The 17,128-nt window shown below is 71.9% G+C and carries 15 protein-coding genes; 4 read left to right on the top strand and 11 right to left on the bottom strand.

Annotated features, from left to right (window positions below):
* Positions 1-78: 78 nt before the first annotated feature.
* The 4 genes from hflX to dapF all read right to left on the bottom strand — a co-directional run bounded on the left by hflX (position 79) and on the right by dapF (position 6,646).
* A complete protein-coding gene (gene hflX / locus D0Z67_RS22000; protein ID WP_031183512.1) occupies positions 79-1,569 on the bottom strand; it encodes a GTPase HflX in 1,491 nt (496 codons plus the stop codon).
* Positions 1,570-1,757: 188 nt separating this feature from the next.
* A complete protein-coding gene (locus D0Z67_RS21995) occupies positions 1,758-3,266 on the bottom strand; it encodes a M1 family metallopeptidase (RefSeq protein WP_031183511.1) in 1,509 nt (502 codons plus the stop codon).
* A gap of 69 nt (positions 3,267-3,335) precedes the next feature.
* Positions 3,336-5,480 (bottom strand): RelA/SpoT family protein, encoded by a 2,145-nt coding sequence (locus D0Z67_RS21990; protein WP_031183510.1) that lies wholly within the window; start codon positions 5,478-5,480, stop codon positions 3,336-3,338.
* A 284-nt stretch (positions 5,481-5,764) separates the two neighbouring features.
* Positions 5,765-6,646: a diaminopimelate epimerase gene (gene dapF / locus D0Z67_RS21985; RefSeq protein ID WP_031183509.1), complete on the bottom strand. Its 882-nt coding sequence runs from the start codon at positions 6,644-6,646 to the stop codon at positions 5,765-5,767.
* A gap of 156 nt (positions 6,647-6,802) precedes the next feature.
* On the opposite strand from dapF, the gene D0Z67_RS21980 reads away from it, so the two are divergent.
* Complete coding sequence (locus tag D0Z67_RS21980; protein WP_131589689.1) at positions 6,803-7,756, top strand: IS481 family transposase; 954 nt, start codon at positions 6,803-6,805, stop codon at positions 7,754-7,756.
* Between the two features lie 182 nt (positions 7,757-7,938).
* On the opposite strand, the gene D0Z67_RS21970 is transcribed toward D0Z67_RS21980, so the two are convergent.
* Positions 7,939-8,439 carry a hypothetical protein gene (locus D0Z67_RS21970; protein ID WP_031183102.1) on the bottom strand — a complete coding sequence of 167 codons (501 nt, stop codon included), beginning with the start codon at positions 8,437-8,439 and terminating at the stop codon, positions 7,939-7,941.
* A 107-nt stretch (positions 8,440-8,546) separates the two neighbouring features.
* Positions 8,547-9,485, bottom strand: coding sequence for a tRNA (adenosine(37)-N6)-dimethylallyltransferase MiaA (miaA, locus tag D0Z67_RS21965; RefSeq protein WP_031183101.1), 939 nt, complete (start codon positions 9,483-9,485; stop codon positions 8,547-8,549).
* A 183-nt stretch (positions 9,486-9,668) separates the two neighbouring features.
* Here miaA and D0Z67_RS21960 point away from each other — a divergent pair, with 183 nt between their 5' ends.
* Positions 9,669-9,932, top strand: coding sequence for an antitoxin (locus D0Z67_RS21960; protein ID WP_031183100.1), 264 nt, complete (start codon positions 9,669-9,671; stop codon positions 9,930-9,932).
* Here the strand turns inward: D0Z67_RS21960 and D0Z67_RS21955 are convergent.
* The 3 genes from D0Z67_RS21955 to D0Z67_RS21945 form a co-directional block, all read right to left on the bottom strand.
* Entirely contained in the window at positions 9,929-10,630 is a 702-nt protein-coding gene (locus tag D0Z67_RS21955) for a class III extradiol ring-cleavage dioxygenase family protein (protein ID WP_031183099.1), read from the bottom strand. The genes D0Z67_RS21960 and D0Z67_RS21955 overlap by 4 nt on opposite strands.
* A gap of 70 nt (positions 10,631-10,700) precedes the next feature.
* Positions 10,701-12,227 (bottom strand): tRNA (N6-isopentenyl adenosine(37)-C2)-methylthiotransferase MiaB, encoded by a 1,527-nt coding sequence (gene miaB / locus D0Z67_RS21950; protein ID WP_031183098.1) that lies wholly within the window; start codon positions 12,225-12,227, stop codon positions 10,701-10,703.
* An 87-nt stretch (positions 12,228-12,314) separates the two neighbouring features.
* Complete coding sequence (locus D0Z67_RS21945) at positions 12,315-12,719, bottom strand: pyrophosphohydrolase domain-containing protein (RefSeq protein ID WP_031183097.1); 405 nt, start codon at positions 12,717-12,719, stop codon at positions 12,315-12,317.
* 121 nt (positions 12,720-12,840) lie between these two features.
* Between D0Z67_RS21945 and D0Z67_RS21940 the strand changes: the two genes are divergently transcribed.
* The gene (locus D0Z67_RS21940) at positions 12,841-13,857 is read left to right on the top strand and encodes a TAXI family TRAP transporter solute-binding subunit (protein ID WP_031183096.1); all 1,017 of its coding nucleotides are present in this window, start codon (positions 12,841-12,843) and stop codon (positions 13,855-13,857) included.
* Here D0Z67_RS21940 and D0Z67_RS21935 read toward each other — a convergent pair.
* Together D0Z67_RS21935 and D0Z67_RS21930 are read right to left on the bottom strand one after the other, a co-directional pair.
* The gene (locus D0Z67_RS21935) at positions 13,836-15,269 is read right to left on the bottom strand and encodes a sensor histidine kinase (RefSeq protein WP_031183095.1); all 1,434 of its coding nucleotides are present in this window, start codon (positions 15,267-15,269) and stop codon (positions 13,836-13,838) included. The two genes, D0Z67_RS21940 and D0Z67_RS21935, sit on opposite strands and share 22 nt — an antisense overlap.
* 9 nt (positions 15,270-15,278) lie before the next feature.
* Positions 15,279-15,968: a response regulator transcription factor gene (locus D0Z67_RS21930; protein ID WP_031183094.1), complete on the bottom strand. Its 690-nt coding sequence runs from the start codon at positions 15,966-15,968 to the stop codon at positions 15,279-15,281.
* 292 nt (positions 15,969-16,260) lie between these two features.
* On the opposite strand from D0Z67_RS21930, the gene D0Z67_RS21925 reads away from it, so the two are divergent.
* Positions 16,261-17,037, top strand: a complete 777-nt coding sequence (locus D0Z67_RS21925; protein WP_031183093.1) for an amino acid ABC transporter ATP-binding protein — start codon at positions 16,261-16,263, stop codon at positions 17,035-17,037.
* The last annotated feature ends 91 nt before the right edge of the window (positions 17,038-17,128 follow it).

The raw sequence follows: 17,128 nt of genomic DNA, 5'->3' as shown, positions 1-17,128 counted from the left end.
CCGCACCCATGACGAAGGCCCGCCGCTCCCTCTCGCGAGGGGGCGGCGGGCCTCTTCGTGCTCCGGCAAAAGAGCCGGTCAGGCGGTCGCGGTGGGCGTGTACGGGGCCAGGTCGGCCGCCAGCTCCGCGTGCACCCGGACCTTGATCAGGGTGCCCTCGGCGGTGTGTTCCTCGGAGAGCACCTCGCCCTCGGTGTGCGCGCGGGCGACCAGCTTGCCCTGGGTGTACGGCACCAGCGCCTCGATCTCGACCGAGGGGCGGGGCAGCTCCTCGTCGATCAGGGCGAGCAGCTCCTCCAGGCCCTGACCGGTGCGCGCCGAGACGGCGATGGACCGCTTCTCGACCCGCAGCAGCCGCTGGAGCACCAGCGGGTCGGCCGCGTCCGCCTTGTTGATGACGACGATCTCGGGCACGTCGGTCGCGCCGACCTCCCGGATCACCTCACGCACGGCGGCGAGCTGCTCCTCCGGGACCGGGTGCGATCCGTCCACCACGTGCAGGATGAGGTCGGAGTCGCCGACCTCCTCCATGGTGGAGCGGAACGCCTCGACCAGGTGGTGCGGCAGGTGCCGGACGAAGCCCACGGTGTCGGCCAGCGTGTACAGCCGGCCGCTCGGGGTCTCCGCGCGGCGGACGGTCGGGTCCAGGGTGGCGAACAGGGCGTTCTCCACCAGGACTCCGGCGCCCGTGAGGCGGTTGAGCAGGGAGGACTTGCCCGCGTTGGTGTAACCGGCGATGGCGACCGAGGGCACCTTGTTGCGGCGGCGCTCCTGGCGCTTGATCTCGCGGCCGGTCTTCATCTCCGCGATCTCCCGGCGCATCTTCGCCATCTTCTCGCGGATGCGGCGCCGGTCCGTCTCGATCTTGGTCTCACCGGGACCACGGGTGGCGAGGCCACCGCGGCCACCGCCCATCTGCCGGGACAGCGACTGACCCCAGCCGCGCAGTCGCGGCAGCATGTACTGCATCTGCGCGAGCGCGACCTGCGCCTTGCCCTCACGGGACTTGGCGTGCTGGGCGAAGATGTCCAGGATCAGGGCCGTGCGGTCGATGACCTTGACCTTGACGACGTCTTCCAGCTGGATGAGCTGGCCGGGGCTCAGCTCACCGTCGCAGATGACGGTGTCCGCGCCGGTCTCCATCACCACGTCGCGCAGCTCCAGGGCCTTGCCGGAGCCGATGTAGGTGGCCGCGTCGGGCTTGTCGCGGCGCTGGATCACGCCGTCGAGCACGAGGGCGCCCGCCGTCTCCGCGAGGGCGGCCAGCTCCGCGAGGGAGTTGTCCGCGTCCTGCGCGGTGCCGCTGGTCCACACCCCGACGAGCACGACCCGCTCCAGGCGGAGCTGGCGGTACTCGACCTCGGTGACGTCCTCCAGCTCGGTGGACAGCCCCGCCACGCGGCGCAGGGCCGCGCGTTCGGAGCGGTCGAACTGGTCGCCGTCACGCGCGCCGTCGATGTCGTGCTTCCAGGCGACGTCCTCTTCCATCAGGGCATCGGCCCGAAGACCTTCGGGATAGGCGTGCGCCAGGCGCTTGGCGTCCTGTGAAGGGGAAGAAGAGGAGGTCATTTGTTCCTTACGTCGCTTACGTCGAGGGAGGACCGGTCCGGCGGCCAGGGGCCGTCGAGATACCGGGTTGTAACAGGGACAACGCGCGCGTGGCCCCGGAGATTCCCGTGCGCCGCGCCGCGCCGACCGGACGATGGTCGCACGGCGCGGCGCACCGCGTCATCGGGTTATCCCCCGGGCACCGAGGGTCAGCTCTTCCTGGCCGGGCCCGCGGCGGCGGGCGGCAGGACCTGCTTCCAGTCCGGGTGGCCGGGCATGGGCGGGGTCTTCTCGCCGTACAGCCAGTCCTGGAAGAAGCCGGTCAGGTCACGGCCGCCGATGGCGGAGGCGAGGCGGACGAAGTCGGCGGTGCCGACGCTGGTGTCCCGGTTCTCCTGGACCCACACCTTCTCCAGCCGCTCGAAGGCGTCCTTGCCGATCTCCTGGCGCAGGGCGAACAGGACCAGGGCGGCGCCGTCGTAGATGTTGGGACGGAAGATGCCGATCTTCTGGCCGGGGGCCGGCGGCTTGGGCCTGGCGGGCGGGCCACCGGCGGCGCGCCAGCGGTCGGACGCCCCGTACGCGGCCTTCATGCGGTCCTGGAGCGGGTGGTCGCCCTTCTCCTCCGCGTAGAGGGCCTCGTACCAGGTGGCGTGGCCCTCGTTCAGCCAGACGTCGGACCAGGTGCGGGGGCTGACGCTGTCGCCGAACCACTGGTGGGACAGCTCGTGCACCATGACCGACTCGATGTACCACTTGGGGTAGGCGGGCTCGGTGAAGATGTCCTTCTCGAACAGCGACAGGGTCTGCGTCTCCAGCTCGAACCCGGTGCTGGCCTGCGCCATGAGCACGCCGTAGGTCTCGAACGGGTACGGGCCGATCTTGCTCTCCATCCAGGCGATCTGGTCCGGCGTCTTCGCGAGCCAGGGCTCCAGTTCCTTCTTGTCGGCGGCGGGCACCACGTCGCGCACCGGCAGTCCGTGCGGTCCGGTGCGCCGGACGACGGCGGAGCGGCCGATGGACACCTGGGCGAGTTCGGTGGCCATGGGGTGCTGGGAGCGGTAGCTCCAGGTGGTGGAGCCGCCCGCCTTGACCGCGCCGGTCGGCAGGCCGTTGGCGACGGCGGTGTACCCGTCCGGGGCGGTGACGTGGAAGGTGAACATCGCCTTGTCGGACGGGTGGTCGTTGCACGGGAAGACCAGGTGCGCGGCGTCGGCCTGGTTGGCCATGGCGAGCCCGTCGGTGGTCCGCACCCAGCCGCCGTCCTGGTCGTCGGCGGGGCGGGGGTCGCTGGTGTGCCGCACGGTGATCCGGGTGACGCTGCCGAGCGGCAGCGCGTGGTCCGGGGTGACGACGAGGTCCTCGCCGGCGCTGGTGAAGGCAGCCTTGCGGCCGTCGACGTCGACGGACTCGACGGTGCCGTGCGCGAAGTCGAGGTTGATCCGGTTCAGGGAGCTGGTGAGCCGGGCGTCGATGGTGGTGACGGCCTTCAGCGGCTTGTCGTTGCTGCCGGGGTAGGTGAGGGCGAGGTCGTACGCGGCCACGTCGTAGCCGGGGTTGCCCAGCTCCGGGAAGATCCGGTCGCCGACGCCCAGCGGTTCGGCGGGGGCTCCGGCGGCGACGAGACAGACCGTGACGGCCGAGGCGAGCAGGGCCGCCTTCGGGCGCCGGAGGAACCGGAGTGCGGGGTGCGGGCGCGTGGGGCGAGTGAGCAGCATGCCCCACCGCTACCAGCGCCCGGCCGCCGGGTGGCGACGGCGCGCGCCAGGCCCACCCATTCGGGTCGGTCAGGCGGCGGGCGCCTGGGCCCGGCTGACGTCGTACACGCCGGGCACGTCGCGCATCGCGCGCATCAGAGCCGGCAGTTCGGCGGCGTCGGGGAGCTGGAGCGTGTAGGTGTGGCGGACCCGCTGCTGGTTGGGGGACTCCACGGTGGCGGAGACGATCTCGGCGCCCTCCACGGCGATCGCCTCGGTGAGGTCGGCGAGCAGATGGGGACGGCTGAACGATTCGGCGACCAGGGTGACCCGGCACGCGGTGGTGTCCCCCCAGCGCACGGCGATCTCCGCGCGCCCCCGGCCCTTCATGTCCTCGACCATGGAGCACCCCACCCGGTGCACGGTCACCGCTCCCCCGCGCACGGCGAAGCCCACGATGTCGTCCGGCGGTACGGGCGTACAGCAGCCGGCCAGGCGCACCGGCCCGCCCGGCCGGTCCAGCAGCACGTCGGCGCCCCGGGGGCGCGCGGCGGGGGCGCCGGCGACGGGGCGGCTGCCGCCGGGGCCGTCGGTGGTGTCGGTGGTGTCGGTGGTGTCTGCGGGGCGGGCGTCGGCGCCGGGATGGGCGGCGAGCCAGCGCTGGATGGCGATGCGCGCGGCCGGGGTGTGGGCGTGCTCCAGCCATTCGCGGGAGGGTTCGGAGGCAGGGTCCTGGCCCATGAGGAGCTGCACGGTGTCGCCGTCGCGCAGCACGGTGCCGAGGGCGGCGAGGCGGCCGTTGACGCGGGCGCCGATGCAGGCGTGGGCGTCGTCGCCGTACTGCGCGTAGGCGGCGTCGACGCAGGTGGCGCCCTCGGGGAGGCCCAGGGTGCCGCCGTCGGGCCGGACCACGGTGATCTCGCGGTCCTGGGCGAGGTCGTCGCGCAGGGTGGACCAGAAGGTGTCCGGGTCGGAGGCGCCGCGCTGCCATTCGAGGAGGCGGGAGAGCCAGCCGGGGCGGGTGGGGTCGGCGCGCTCGCCGTCGAGGCCGGCGGTCTGCTCCTCGGCGGGCGGGGTGTAGGGGTTGCCGAGCGCGATCACCCCGGCCTCGGCGGCCTGGTGCATGCGGTGGGTGCGGATGAGGACCTCGACGACCTGGCCGTCCGGCCGGGCCACGGCGGTGTGCAGCGACTGGTAGAGGTTGAACTTCGGTACGGCGATGAAGTCCTTGAACTCCGAGACCACCGGGGTGAGACAGGTGTGCAGTTCACCGAGGACGGCGTAACAGTCCGCGTCCTCGTTCACCAGCACCAGCAGGCGGCCGAAGTCGGTGCCGCGCAGCGGGCCGCGCTTGCGGGAGACGCGGTGGACGGAGACAAAGTGGCGGGGCCGGATGAGGACTTCGGCCGGGATGTCGGCCTCGCGCAGCACCGCGCGCACCTCGTCGGCGACCTCGGCGAGCGGGTCCCCGCCTGCGGCGTTCGCCGCGATGAGTTCGCTGGTGCGTGCGTATTCCTCGGGGTGGAGGATGGCGAAGACGAGGTCTTCCAGCTCGGTCTTGAGGGCCTGCACACCGAGGCGTTCGGCGAGCGGGATGAGAACGTCGCGGGTGACCTTGGCGATCCGCGCCTGCTTCTCGGGGCGCATCACGCCGAGGGTGCGCATGTTGTGCAGCCGGTCGGCGAGTTTGATCGACATCACGCGCACGTCGTTGCCGGTGGCGACGAGCATCTTGCGGAAGGTCTCCGGCTCGGCGGCGGCGCCGTAGTCGACCTTCTCCAGCTTGGTGACGCCGTCGACGAGGTAGCGGACCTCTTCCCCGAACTCCTCGCCGACCTGGTCGAGCGTCACCTCGGTGTCCTCGACGGTGTCGTGCAGGAGGGAGGCGGTCAGGGTGGTGGTCTCGGCGCCCAGTTCGGCGAGGATCAGGGTGACGGCGAGGGGGTGGGTGATGTACGGCTCGCCGCTCTTGCGCATCTGGCCCCGGTGGGAGGTCTCCGCCAGCAGGTAGGCGCGGCGCAGCGGGTCGAGGTCGGCGTCGGGGTGGTGGGCGCGGTGGGCCTCGGCGACGTGTCCGATGGCGTCGGGCAGCTTGCTCCGGACGGCGGGGCCGAGCAGCGCGGCCCGGCCCAGCCTGCGCAGGTCGATCCGCGGCCGGGACTTCCTGCGGGCCACCGTGGGCGCCGTGGGCGCTACCGGGCCTGGGCTCGCGGGGTTCGTGGCCTCCGCACTCATGGGCACCTCCGGCTCGTGGACCGGCGGACGGGGCCCGAGGGGCATACGCGGCTCAGGGTTGGCGACGTTCCCCCGTCCGTGCCGGTGCTTGATGCTATCGACCCCATCACGTGCTACCGACCGCCTCTCGGCCAGCGTGAAACGGATCACCCATTCGAGCGACGGGACGGAGGTTTAGAGTTTGCGCCACGTGCCCTCCAGTCGGCCGCGGTTTCGAACGGCCTCGCTGTCGGAGAACGGCTGGTCCCCGGCCCGCGGAGCCACCGGGGGCCGGTCCGTCCAGGTCAGCGGGTCGCGCTTTCCAGCCACTCGGCGTCGATCTCGCCCTCGGCGACGATCACGGCGGGACCGGTCATCTCGATCTCACCATCCGGTCGTTCGGTGATGACCAGCCGGCCGCCGGGCACGTCCACGGTGTACGTCGCCGGGGTGCCGGTGGCGGCCGGGTCGGCGCCGTCGCGCCGGGCGGCGGCCACGGCGACGGCGCACGCGCCCGTGCCGCACGAGCGGGTCTCGCCGGAGCCGCGCTCGTGCACGCGCATGGCGACGTGCCCGGGGGCCCGGTCGACGACGAACTCCACGTTGACGCCGTCCGGGTAGGTGCCCTCCGGCCCGACCGGCGGCGCGGTGTACAGGTCACCGGCGTGGGCGAGGTCGTCCACGAAGGCGACGGCGTGCGGGTTGCCCATGTTCACGTTCCGCGCGGGCCAGCTCCGCGCGCCGACACCGACCGTGACCTCGCCCTCGGGCAGCCGGGCCCGGCCCATGCCGACGGTGACGTCTCCGGCGCCGGAGTCGTGCTTGGCGATGTGGACCCGCTTCACGCCTCCGCGCGTGGCGACGGTCAGGTCACCTTCGCCCACATGTCCGGCGTGCTGGAGGTAGCGCGCGAACACACGCACCCCGTTGCCGCACATCTCGGCGACCGAGCCGTCCCCGTTGCGGTAGTCCATGAACCACTCGGCCTCGCCGGCCATGTCCCGGGCCTCGGGATGGGCGGCGGAGCGCACCACGTGCAGCACCCCGTCGGCACCGATGCCGGCCCGGCGGTCGCAGAGCGCGGCGACGGCGGCGGGCGTCAGGTCGAGGGCGTTCTCGGGGTCGGGCACGATCACGAAGTCGTTCTCGGTGCCGTGCCCCTTGAGGAATGCGATCCGCGTGCTCATCCCTCGATCGTACGGGGTGAGCGGGACACCGTCCGAGGACAGCCGGGGCCTAGGTGTATTGATCACGAGCGTTGTTGACACGGCTGTGGTCTTGAACATGGCGAAGACCTCCGGTGTGGTGGGAGCTGTCTAGGAACTCACCGCACGGAGGTCTTCGTGCCCCACCGTAATGCCCGGCTGACCGTCTTCGGTAGGAGGCTGCTGGTCGAACGTGTCCGCTCAGGCCGTCCGGTCGCTCATGTGGCCGCCGAGATGGGTATCTCCCGCGCCACCGCCCATAAATGGATCCGCCGGTGGCGGACCGAGGGCGAGGCGGGACTGCAGGACCGCTCCAGCCGACCTCGCACGACGCCGCACCGGACCGCGTCCGCGGTGGAAGACCGCGTCTGCGACCTGCGGCAGAGCCGCAAGCTGGGCCCGGCCCGGATCGGCCCGATCGTGGGCCTTCCCACCTCGACCGTGCACCGGATCCTGACCCGCCACCGCCTCAACCAGTTGGCCTGGATCGACCGGCCGACCGGCACCGTCATCCGCCGTTACGAGCGTGACCGGCCCGGCGAGCTGATCCACGTGGACGTGAAGAAGCTGGGCCGGATCCCCGACGGCGGCGGCCACAAGACCCACGGCCGCGAGGCCGGCCGCCCGATCCGCGGCATGGGCTTCGACTACATCCACTCCGCCGTCGACGACCACTCCCGCCTGGCCTACAGCGAGATCCACCCCGACGAGAAAGCCGCGACCTGCGCGGGCTTCCTGACCCGCGCGGCCGCCTTCTTCCACGCCCAGGGCATCGACCGGATCGAGCGGGTCCTGACCGACAACGCCTGGGCCTACCGCAAGGGCCTGGCCTGGAAAAAGGTGCTCACCGAGATCGGTGCGGCCGGCAAGCTGACTCGCCCCTACCGGCCGCAGACCAACGGCAAGGTCGAACGCTTCAACCGCACCCTGCTCGACGAATGGGCCTACCAGCGGCCCTACACCACCAACACCGAACGCACCGACGCCCTGGCAGACTTCCTCCACACCTACAACCACCACCGCTGCCACACCGCACTCGGAGGCCACCCACCGATCAGCCGCGTCAACAACGCTGCGAGTCAATACACCTAGGGCCTGTCTTCCGGATCTTGCCGGAGTCGCGGGGTCTGGCACGCACATCTGCGGCGTTGTCGTCGGTCGCCGACGCGCCGCGTCGACTCCCTCCTCCGCCTTGCAGCTGCACGCACCAGACCCCGCTCGGGTCGGCCGAGAGGCACCCTCGGCCCGAGTCGGCCAGATCCGGAAGACAGGCCCTAGCGCAGGCGGGCGACCCGCCATACGGCGAGGACCGCGACGACGCCCACGAGGAGGGCGTAGGTGAGGGCGACGCGCCAGTCGGCGCGGCGGCCGGAGCCGCGCGGGGGGAGGCCGGGCCAGGTGTAGCCGACGCGGCGGGCGGCCATCATGCCCCAGCCGGCCGCGCAGGAGCAGATCAGCAGGCCCAGCATGGCGATGACCGCGCCGCTGTCGCCGAAGTCGAAGGCGAGCGGGAAGGCGAACATCAGCGAGCCGAGCGCGGCCAGGCCCACGATGGGCGCGAGCTGCCAGATGCGCAGCCGCCGCTGGGGACGCAGTTCGACCTCGACCTCGGGGCCGCCCGCGAACATCTCCTCGGGCGTCGGTCCGTCGGCGACGACCACGAGCGGGATGTCGTCGGGACCGTCGTCGGTCAGACGGTCCTCGACGCCGGGCTCGTCACCGTCGGTGGTGAGGTGCTCGGTGCCTGCTGCGGTGTCACGAGGGCTGGCCTCCATCGCCACGCGCCCTCCCAACTAGGACTTCACTGGTCGATCGAAGCTCGATGATGGCACGGCGCCGGAGGCCGGGCCGACCGGTGGCGCATCCCGATGCCAGGACGTGATCAGGCTGTGACCGGTCGTTCGACCAACGTCAGCGCCCGCCCCGGAAGTTCCGCTCGGTCCGCCGCGGCCCCGCTGAGCCAGTGGACCCTGGGGTCCCGCCGGAACCAGGTGTCCTGGCGGCGCGCGAAGCGCTTGGTGGTGCGCACGGTCTCCGCGCGCGCCTCCTCCTCGGTGCACTCCCCGGCGAACGCGTTGAGCACCTGCTGGTACCCGAGCGCCCGGGACGCGGTACGGCCCTCGCGCAGCCCCTGGGCCTCCAGCGCGCGCACCTCGTCCACGAGCCCGGCCTCCCACATGACGTCGACCCGGCGCGCGATGCGCTCGTCCAGCTCAGGGCGGGCGACGTCGACGCCGATCTGGAGGGTGTCGTAGACCGAGTCGTGGCCGGGGAGGTTGGCGGTGAAGGGGCGCCCGGTGATCTCGATGACCTCCAGGGCGCGGACGATGCGGCGCCCGTTGCTGGGCAGGATGGCGCGGGCGGCCTCGGGGTCGGCGGCGGCGAGGCGCGCGTGCAGGGCGCCGGGGCCGCGCAGGGCCAGCTCGTCCTCCAGGCGGGCCCGGACCTCGGGGTCGGTGCCGGGGAACTCCAGGTGGTCGACGGCGCCGCGTACGTACAGTCCGGAGCCGCCGACCAGGATCGGCCAGCGGCCCTCGGCGAGCAGGGCGTCGATGCGGGCGCGGGCCAGCTTCTGGTACTCGGCGACGGAGGCGGCGACCGTCACGTCCCAGATGTCGAGCAGGTGGTGCGGGACTCCGCCGCGTTCCTCGGGGGTGAGCTTGGCGGTGCCGATGTCCATCCCCCGGTAGAGCTGCATCGAGTCGGCGTTGATGACCTCGCCGCCGAGCTGCTGGGCCAGGAAGACACCGAGGTCGGACTTTCCGGCCGCGGTGGGGCCGACGACGGCGATGACACGGGGGGCGGGGGATGCACTGCTCACCGCACCAGTCTCGCAAACCTCGCGGCCCCGCCGGTGCCCGACGGTGGATGACGTGCGGCGGGACGGGCCGGGGTTTACGGGTGTGGCCTGAGTGATCGCGTGGTGTGACGCCCGTGGGGGAGGGGTAGCGTGCCCCACAAGCGCCGCATCACGCGCATTCGGGGTTGTTCCGGAAGGTGGATCATGGGTCTGTTCGACAATGTGAAGGCCGCGCTCGGCCCGGCCAAGGACAAGGTGACGGACCTGGCCCGGCAGCACGGCGACAAGGTGCAGGACGGTCTCGACAAGGCCGCGCAGGTGGTCGACAAGCAGACCAAGGGCAAGTACACCGACAAGATCCACGCCGGTACGGACAAGGCGAAGGAAGCGGTGGACCGCCTCGGCCAGGAGGGTCAGAAGCCCGGACAGGGCCCGCAGACCCCGCCGCACACCCCGCCGAAGAGCTAGCTCCAGGCGGCGACGAGATAGCCGACGCCGTACGGCGCCTCGTCGTACAGCAGGGTGCCGTCCAGGCCCGCGCCCTCGGCCGCGGCGGCGAGGACCTGCCAGGGGGCGCGGCCGGACGACTGGAGTTCGCGGGCGAGCCCCGCGTCCAGTGCGGCCAGGGCCGCGAGGTCGGCGGTGCCCAGGGCGCGGGCGGCCGCGGCGTCGAAGGGGGCCGCGCGGTCGTCGAGGTAGCCAGGGGCCTTGAGCGTGCGGGAGGCGCTGCCGTCGCCCATCACGAGCAGGGCGAGCCGGTCGTTCCCGCCGCTGATCCCGGCGCCGAGTGCGGCGCACTGGCCGGCCGGGAGATCGGCGTCCACGGCCACGCCCTCGACCGGCACCTCCGCCCAGCCGGTCCGCTCCAGCAGCCAGGCGGCGACGGCCAGGGAAGCGGGCAGCTCCGGACCGGGCGCGTCTCCGGGGCCGAGCGTCACGTCGAGGCCGACGCCGAAGCCCCGGAAGGAACCCCGGGTGCCCTGCGGGTGGCGTCCCCCTCGCTCGGCGGGGCCGATGACCAGCAGGCGGTCGGGGCGGGCGGCGGCGAGCACACCGAGCGCGTCCGCGCAGGCGGCTCGGGCGGCGTCCAGTTCGGGCGCGGCACCGGCGGCGACCTCGGGGACGAGCAGCGGTGGGCAGGGGCAGACGGCGGCTGCGACAAGCATGATCGGCAGCGTAACCCGCCTCAACCCCGGCCCGCGCGCACCGTGGACCAGGGGTGAGACGGATCGAGGATCAGTCGCAGCCGCAGCCGCTCGTGGCGGCCGGAAGCGGCGCGGGGACGCCGATCTTCGGCAGGCCGAGCATGACGCCGGCCTTCTCGGCGGTCTCGGCCGCGTTGCGCTTCTCCCAGGCGTCGCCCGCGCGCGTGCGGCGCACGGCGAGGACGGGGCCCTCGGCGAGCAGGTGGTGCGGGGCCGCGTAGGTCACCTCGACGGTGACGACGTCGCCGGGACGCACCTCGTCGTCCGGCTTGGTGAAGTGGACCAGGCGGTTGTCTGGGGCGCGGCCGGAGAGGCGGTGGGTGGCGCCGTCCTTGCGGCCCTCGCCCTCGGCGACCATCAGCTCCAGGGTGCGGCCGACCTGCTTCTTGTTCTCCTCCCAGGAGATCTCCTCCTGGAGGGCGACGAGACGCTCGTAGCGCGCCTGCACGACCTCCTTGGGGATCTGGCCGTCCATGGTCGCGGCGGGGGTGCCGGGACGCTTGGAGTACTGGAAGGTGAACGCCTGGGCGAAGCGGGCCTCGCGGGCCACCTGCATGGTCTGCTCGAAGTCCTCCTCGGTCTCGCCGGGGAAGCCCACGATGATGTCGGTGGTGATGGCCGCGTGCGGGATGGCGGCGCGGACCTTCTCGATGATGCCGAGGTAGCGGTCCTGTCGGTACGAGCGGCGCATCGCCTTCAGCACGGTGTCCGAGCCGGACTGGAGCGGCATGTGGAGCTGCGGCATCACGTTCGGCGTCTCGGCCATGGCGGCGATCACGTCGTCGGTGAAGTCGCGGGGGTGCGGGGAGGTGAAGCGGACGCGCTCCAGGCCCTCGATCTTTCCGCAGGCCCGCAGCAGCTTGCTGAACGCCTCGCGGTCGCCGATGTCGGAGCCGTAGGCGTTGACGTTCTGCCCGAGCAGCGTGATCTCGCTGACGCCCTCGGCGACCAGCGCCTCGATCTCGGCGAGGATGTCGCCGGTCCGGCGGTCCTTCTCCTTGCCGCGCAGCGCCGGGACGATGCAGAAGGTGCAGGTGTTGTTGCAGCCGACGGAGATCGACACCCAGGCCGCGTACGCGCTCTCGCGCCGGGTCGGCAGGGTGGAGGGGAACGCCTCCAGCGACTCGGCGATCTCGACCTGCGCCTCCTCCTGGACGCGGGCGCGCTCCAGCAGCACGGGCAGCTTGCCGATGTTGTGCGTGCCGAAGACCACGTCGACCCAGGGCGCGCGCTTCACGATGGTGTCGCGGTCCTTCTGCGCGAGGCAGCCGCCGACCGCGATCTGCATCCCGGGCCGCGAAGCCTTCCGGGGCGCGAGCCGGCCGAGGTTGCCGTAGAGCCGGTTGTCCGCGTTCTCGCGGACGGCGCAGGTGTTGAACACGACCACGTCGGCGTCGCCGTCGGAACCCTCGGGCGCCCGTACGTAACCGGCGTCCTCGAGCAGACCGGACAATCGCTCGGAGTCGTGGACGTTCATCTGGCACCCGTAGGTGCGCACCTCGTACGTCTTGGCTTCTCGAACGTCCACTGCCGGGCTCCGGTCGCTGCTGATGGTCATGGGTCAAGGGTAGGCGGTCCGGGGAGGCCCTCGGTCCCCGCTCCCGCCCCGCTCCCGGCGGCCCGTGACCGGGGACACAGCCGGTCGTCAGCCCTCGGCCGGGGTCCATCCCTGGCGGCGCAGGACCGCCGACACGTCGGGCGCCCGGTAGTGGTCGCCCTTCAGGACCTTGCCGTCCTCGCGGCGGCTGATCTCGCCGGACGGCCCGACCTTGCTCATGTTGGCGCGGTGGATCTCGGCGATGACCTCGTCCAGGTCGATGCCGTGGACCAGGGCGGTGCCGTAGGCGACGTAGACCACGTCCGCCAGTTCCTGCGCGAGGTGGTCGAGCGGGCCGGTGACCGAGACCTCGGCCACCTCCGCGGCCTCCTCGGCGAGCAGTTCCCGTCGGTGCGCGGCCAGTTCGGGACTGATCTCGGTGGGTATGGCGCGGGCGTCGAGACCGAAGGCGCGGTGGAACTCGCTGACGAGACGGGCGGGAGAAGTGCTCATGCGGCGACTGTATCCGCCGCCTCCGACAGCCCGGCCGGTTGTCCACAGGCCGTCGGAGAGCGGGCCGGCCGGTTGTCCACAGCCCTGGTCGGCCCGCTTCCGGCCTGGCAGGATCGCCCGCATGTCCAAGGTGTTCCCGTTCGCCGAGATCTCCGCCCGGCTGCCCGGCCGGCGCCGCTTGCTGTGGGCGTCGGGCGTGGGAGTCGTGGTGCTCGGTCTGCTGCTCTGGTGGCTGGCGCCGCTCGGCGAGAAGCCGCCGAGCGGGACGATCGTGTTCAGCACCGGCGGCACCCGAGGGGTGTACGAGGAGTACGGCCGCCGCCTGCGCAACGAGTTGGCGAAGGACATGCCGGGTCTGACGGTGAAGCTCACGAGCAGCGCCGGCTCGCAGGAGAACGTGCAGCGGGTGGCGTCCGGCAAGGCCGACTTCACCATCGCGGCCGCCGACGCGGTACAGACGTACGAGCAGGCGCACCCCGCCGAGCACCGGCTGCGCGGCGTGGCCCGGCTCTACGACGATTATGTGCAGCTCATCGTGGCGCCCGGCGCCAAGATCGACAGCGTCGCCGACCTCCGGAACAGGCGGGTGGCCACCGGGCTGCCCAACTCCGGGGTACGGCTGATCGCGAACGGTGTACTGAAGGCCGCCGGGATCGACCCGGAGAAGGACATCGTCCCGGTGTCCGCGGGGATCGACACCGGCCCGGACATGCTGGCGGACCACGACATCGACGCCTTCTTCTGGTCCGGTGGGCTGCCCACCGGGGGGCTGACGGAGCTGGCGGACAAGTCGGGGTTCCGGTTCATACCGATAGAGGGAAAGCTCGTCTCCCGGTTGCACGCCGAGGGAGAGGCGGCGCGCTACTACCGCGCCACCAACATGCCCGAGTCCGCGTATCCGCTCGTGCAGGGCGGTTCCACGGTGGCCACCATCGCCGTGTCCAACCTGCTGATGACGCGCTCGGACCTGGACCCGAGGCTCACGGAGTGGATAACCCGCATCGTGATCAAGAGCCGGGACGAGATAGGCAAGCACGTGCACTCCGCGCAGCGCGTGGATCTGCGCACCGCCATCTACACCGACCCGCTCCCCCTGCACACCGGCGCCCGGCGCTACTACCGCTCCGTCAAGCCCTGACGGGGACCGGGGACGGGGGCGTGCCGGGGCAGGGTGACGGTGACCCGCAGGCCCCCGGGCTCGTGGTGGCCGTAGGAGATGGCGCAGCCCGTCGCGGCGAGCAGGGCGCGGGTGATGGACAGGCCCAGCCCTGAGCCCTTGATGTTCTGATGGCGGCCACTGCGCCAGAACCGGTCGCCCACGCGCTCGAGTTCTTCGTCGGTCAGGCCCGGCCCGGTGTCGGTGACCTGGACGGTGGTGGTGTCGCCGCCGGCGAGGACACCGACCTGGACCGTGCCGTGCTCGGGGGTGAACTTCACCGCGTTGTCGATCACCGCGTCCAGCGCGCTGGACAGGGAGATCGCGTCGGCCCAGGCGGTGGTGGGCGGGCAGTCACCGACCAGCCGGACGCCCTTGGCTTCGGCGGTCGGTGTCCAGGCGGCGACCCGTTCCTCGGCCAGCGCGCCGATGTCGGTCAGCCGGGACTCGGCCTCGGCGTGCTCGGCCAGGGCCAGGTCGAGCAGGTCGTCCAGCACCTGGGCCAGCCGCTTGCCCTCGGTGCGCACGGAGGCGATCTCCTCGTTGCCCTCGGGGAGTTCGAGAGAGAGCAGTTCGATCCGCAGCAACAGAGCCGACAGGGGGTTACGCAACTGATGGGAAGCATCCGCGACAAAGGCGCGCTGCTGCTCCAGCACGTCCTCGACGTTGTCCGCCATCTCGTTGAACGAGCGTGCCAGTCGCCGCAGTTCGGGCGGCCCACCGCCGACCGCGACCCGGGACTTCAGGCGTCCGGTGGCGATGTCGTGGGTGGTGGCGTCCAGGATGCGCACCGGTCTGAGCACCCAGCCGGTCAGCCGCAGCGCCGCGCCCACCGCGAGCAGCATCGCCGCGATCTCCCCGGCCGCGATCAGCGCCCAGCCGCGCAGCACCCGCCACCGCATCTGCTCGGTGGGCGAGTCGGTGACGACGACGGCGACCACGTCCCCGTCCCGGATGACCGGCGAGGCGACCACGAGCCGGGACCGCTGCCAGGGCCACACCTGGCCGGGGTCGTGGCTGCGGCGGCTGAGCAGCGCCTCCTCGAAGGCCGCCCGGACCGCCCCCTCCTGCGGTACGAGCCAGTCGCCGGGTGCGTTGACCATGGCGGAGCGGTCGCTGTAGAAGACGCCGGCCCGGATGTCGTAGACGTCGTGGTAGCTGTCCAGCTCGCGGCGGAGGGTCTGGAGACGCTCGTCGGGGGCGGTGGAGCGGCCGCCGCTCGGGGTGTCGGTGACGAACTGGGCGAGCGCGGCGAAGCGCGCGGTGTCGTCTATCCGGTCCACGATGACGCGCTGCTGCTCGGCCGCGGCCACGCTGACGGCGAGCGGTACGCCGAGGGCGAGGAGCACGGCCGCCATCAGCACGATGAGCAGCGGCAGGAGCCGAGTGCGCACCCGGCCCCGCTATCCGGCCGGGGCGACGAGCCGGTAGCCGACCCCGCGCACGGTCTCGATCAGCGCGGGCATGCGCAGCTTGGCGCGCAGCGACGCCACATGGACCTCCAGCGTGCGCCCGGTCCCTTCCCAACTGGTGCGCCACACCTCGCTGATGATCTGCTCCCGCCGGAACACCACCCCGGGCCGCTGGGCGAGCAGCGCGAGCAGGTCGAACTCCTTGCGGGTGAGCGCCACGGTGGTCCCGGCCACGCTGACCTGCCGGGTGGGCAGTTCGATGCGGACCGTGCCGAGCAGCAGGGCGGCGCCGTCGTCGCCGGGCACGGCGTCCTCGGGGACGGTGCGGCGGCTCACCGCGTGGATGCGGGCGAGGAGTTCACCGGTGTCGTACGGCTTCACCACGTAGTCGTCGGCGCCCAGGTTGAGCCCGTGGATGCGGGAGCGGATGTCGGAGCGGGCGGTGACCATGATGACCGGGGTGCCGGTGCGCTTGCGGATCTTGCCGCAGACCTCGTAGCCGTCCTGGTCGGGCAGGCCGAGGTCGAGCAGGATCACGCCGAAGCCGGGGCCCTCGGGGACGAGCGCCTGGAGCGCCTCCTCGCCGCTGCGGGCGTGGGTGACGTCGAAGCCGTGCCGGGCGAGGACCGCGGAGAGGGCAGCGGCGACGTGGTTGTCGTCCTCGACGAGCAGCAGTCTCATCCCCGCCCCCTTCAGTTCAGCGTTCGTACGGTCTGGGTTCTTCTCGGGCGCGTACCGATGGTGCGCGCGTGTGCACCATGCAGTGACGCCGATGAAGGACGACGCCGTCAAGAGCGTTCCGGTTGCCCAAGCCTTCCGTTATCCGGCCGATACGCGCACAGAACGCAAGTGCTACGACACGTGTCCGATTGCTATCGGATCGTGATGCTCAGATTCACCTCAGATGTGATGACGCCGGTGCGGGGTCGTCACTACTGTCCACCGAAACCGAGGAGGACGGAGCCCGAGAGCGATGACCGAAGTAGCGGTGGCCAAGGAAGACGTGGCCGCGTCCGACGACCTGGTCGTCCTGAAGAGCGTCAACAAGCACTTCGGCGCGTTGCATGTGCTCCAGGAGATCGACCTGACGATCGGCCGCGGCGAGGTCGTCGTGGTCATCGGCCCGTCCGGGTCCGGCAAGTCGACCCTGTGCCGCACCATCAACCGGCTGGAGACGATCGACTCCGGCAGCATCACCATCGACGGCAAGCCGCTGCCCCAGGAGGGCAAGGCGCTGGCCCGGCTGCGGGCGGACGTCGGGATGGTGTTCCAGTCCTTCAACCTCTTCGCGCACAAGACCGTGCTCGAGAACGTGATGCTGGGCCAGCTCAAGGTCCGCAAGACGGACAAGAAGAAGGCCGAGGAGCAGGCGCGCGCCCTGCTCGACCGGGTCGGCGTCGGCAGCCAGGCCGACAAGTACCCGGCGCAGTTGTCCGGCGGCCAGCAGCAGCGCGTGGCCATCGCGCGGGCGCTGGCGATGGGCCCGAAGGTGATGCTCTTCGACGAGCCCACGTCGGCCCTCGACCCCGAGATGATCAACGAAGTCCTCGAAGTCATGCAGCAGTTGGCCCGCGAGGGCATGACGATGGTCGTCGTCACCCACGAGATGGGCTTCGCCCGCTCGGCCGCCAACCGCGTGGTCTTCATGGCGGACGGCCGGATCATCGAACAGGCCAGCCCCGAGCAGTTCTTCAGCAATCCGCGCAGCGACCGGGCCAAGGACTTCCTGTCCAAGATCCTGCACCACTGAGCCGCCGACCGGGCTCGCGCGCCGACCGTGCCGCCCCGGCCGTCCGGATCTCCGGACGGCCCGGAGCCGTCCGCGCGGCGGCCAGCGTCCT

Source organism: Streptomyces seoulensis (genome assembly GCF_004328625.1).
Lineage (GTDB): Bacteria > Actinomycetota > Actinomycetes > Streptomycetales > Streptomycetaceae > Streptomyces > Streptomyces seoulensis.
Note: the sequence above shows the minus strand (reverse complement) of the source record. Positions and strands in the feature narration are given on the sequence as shown.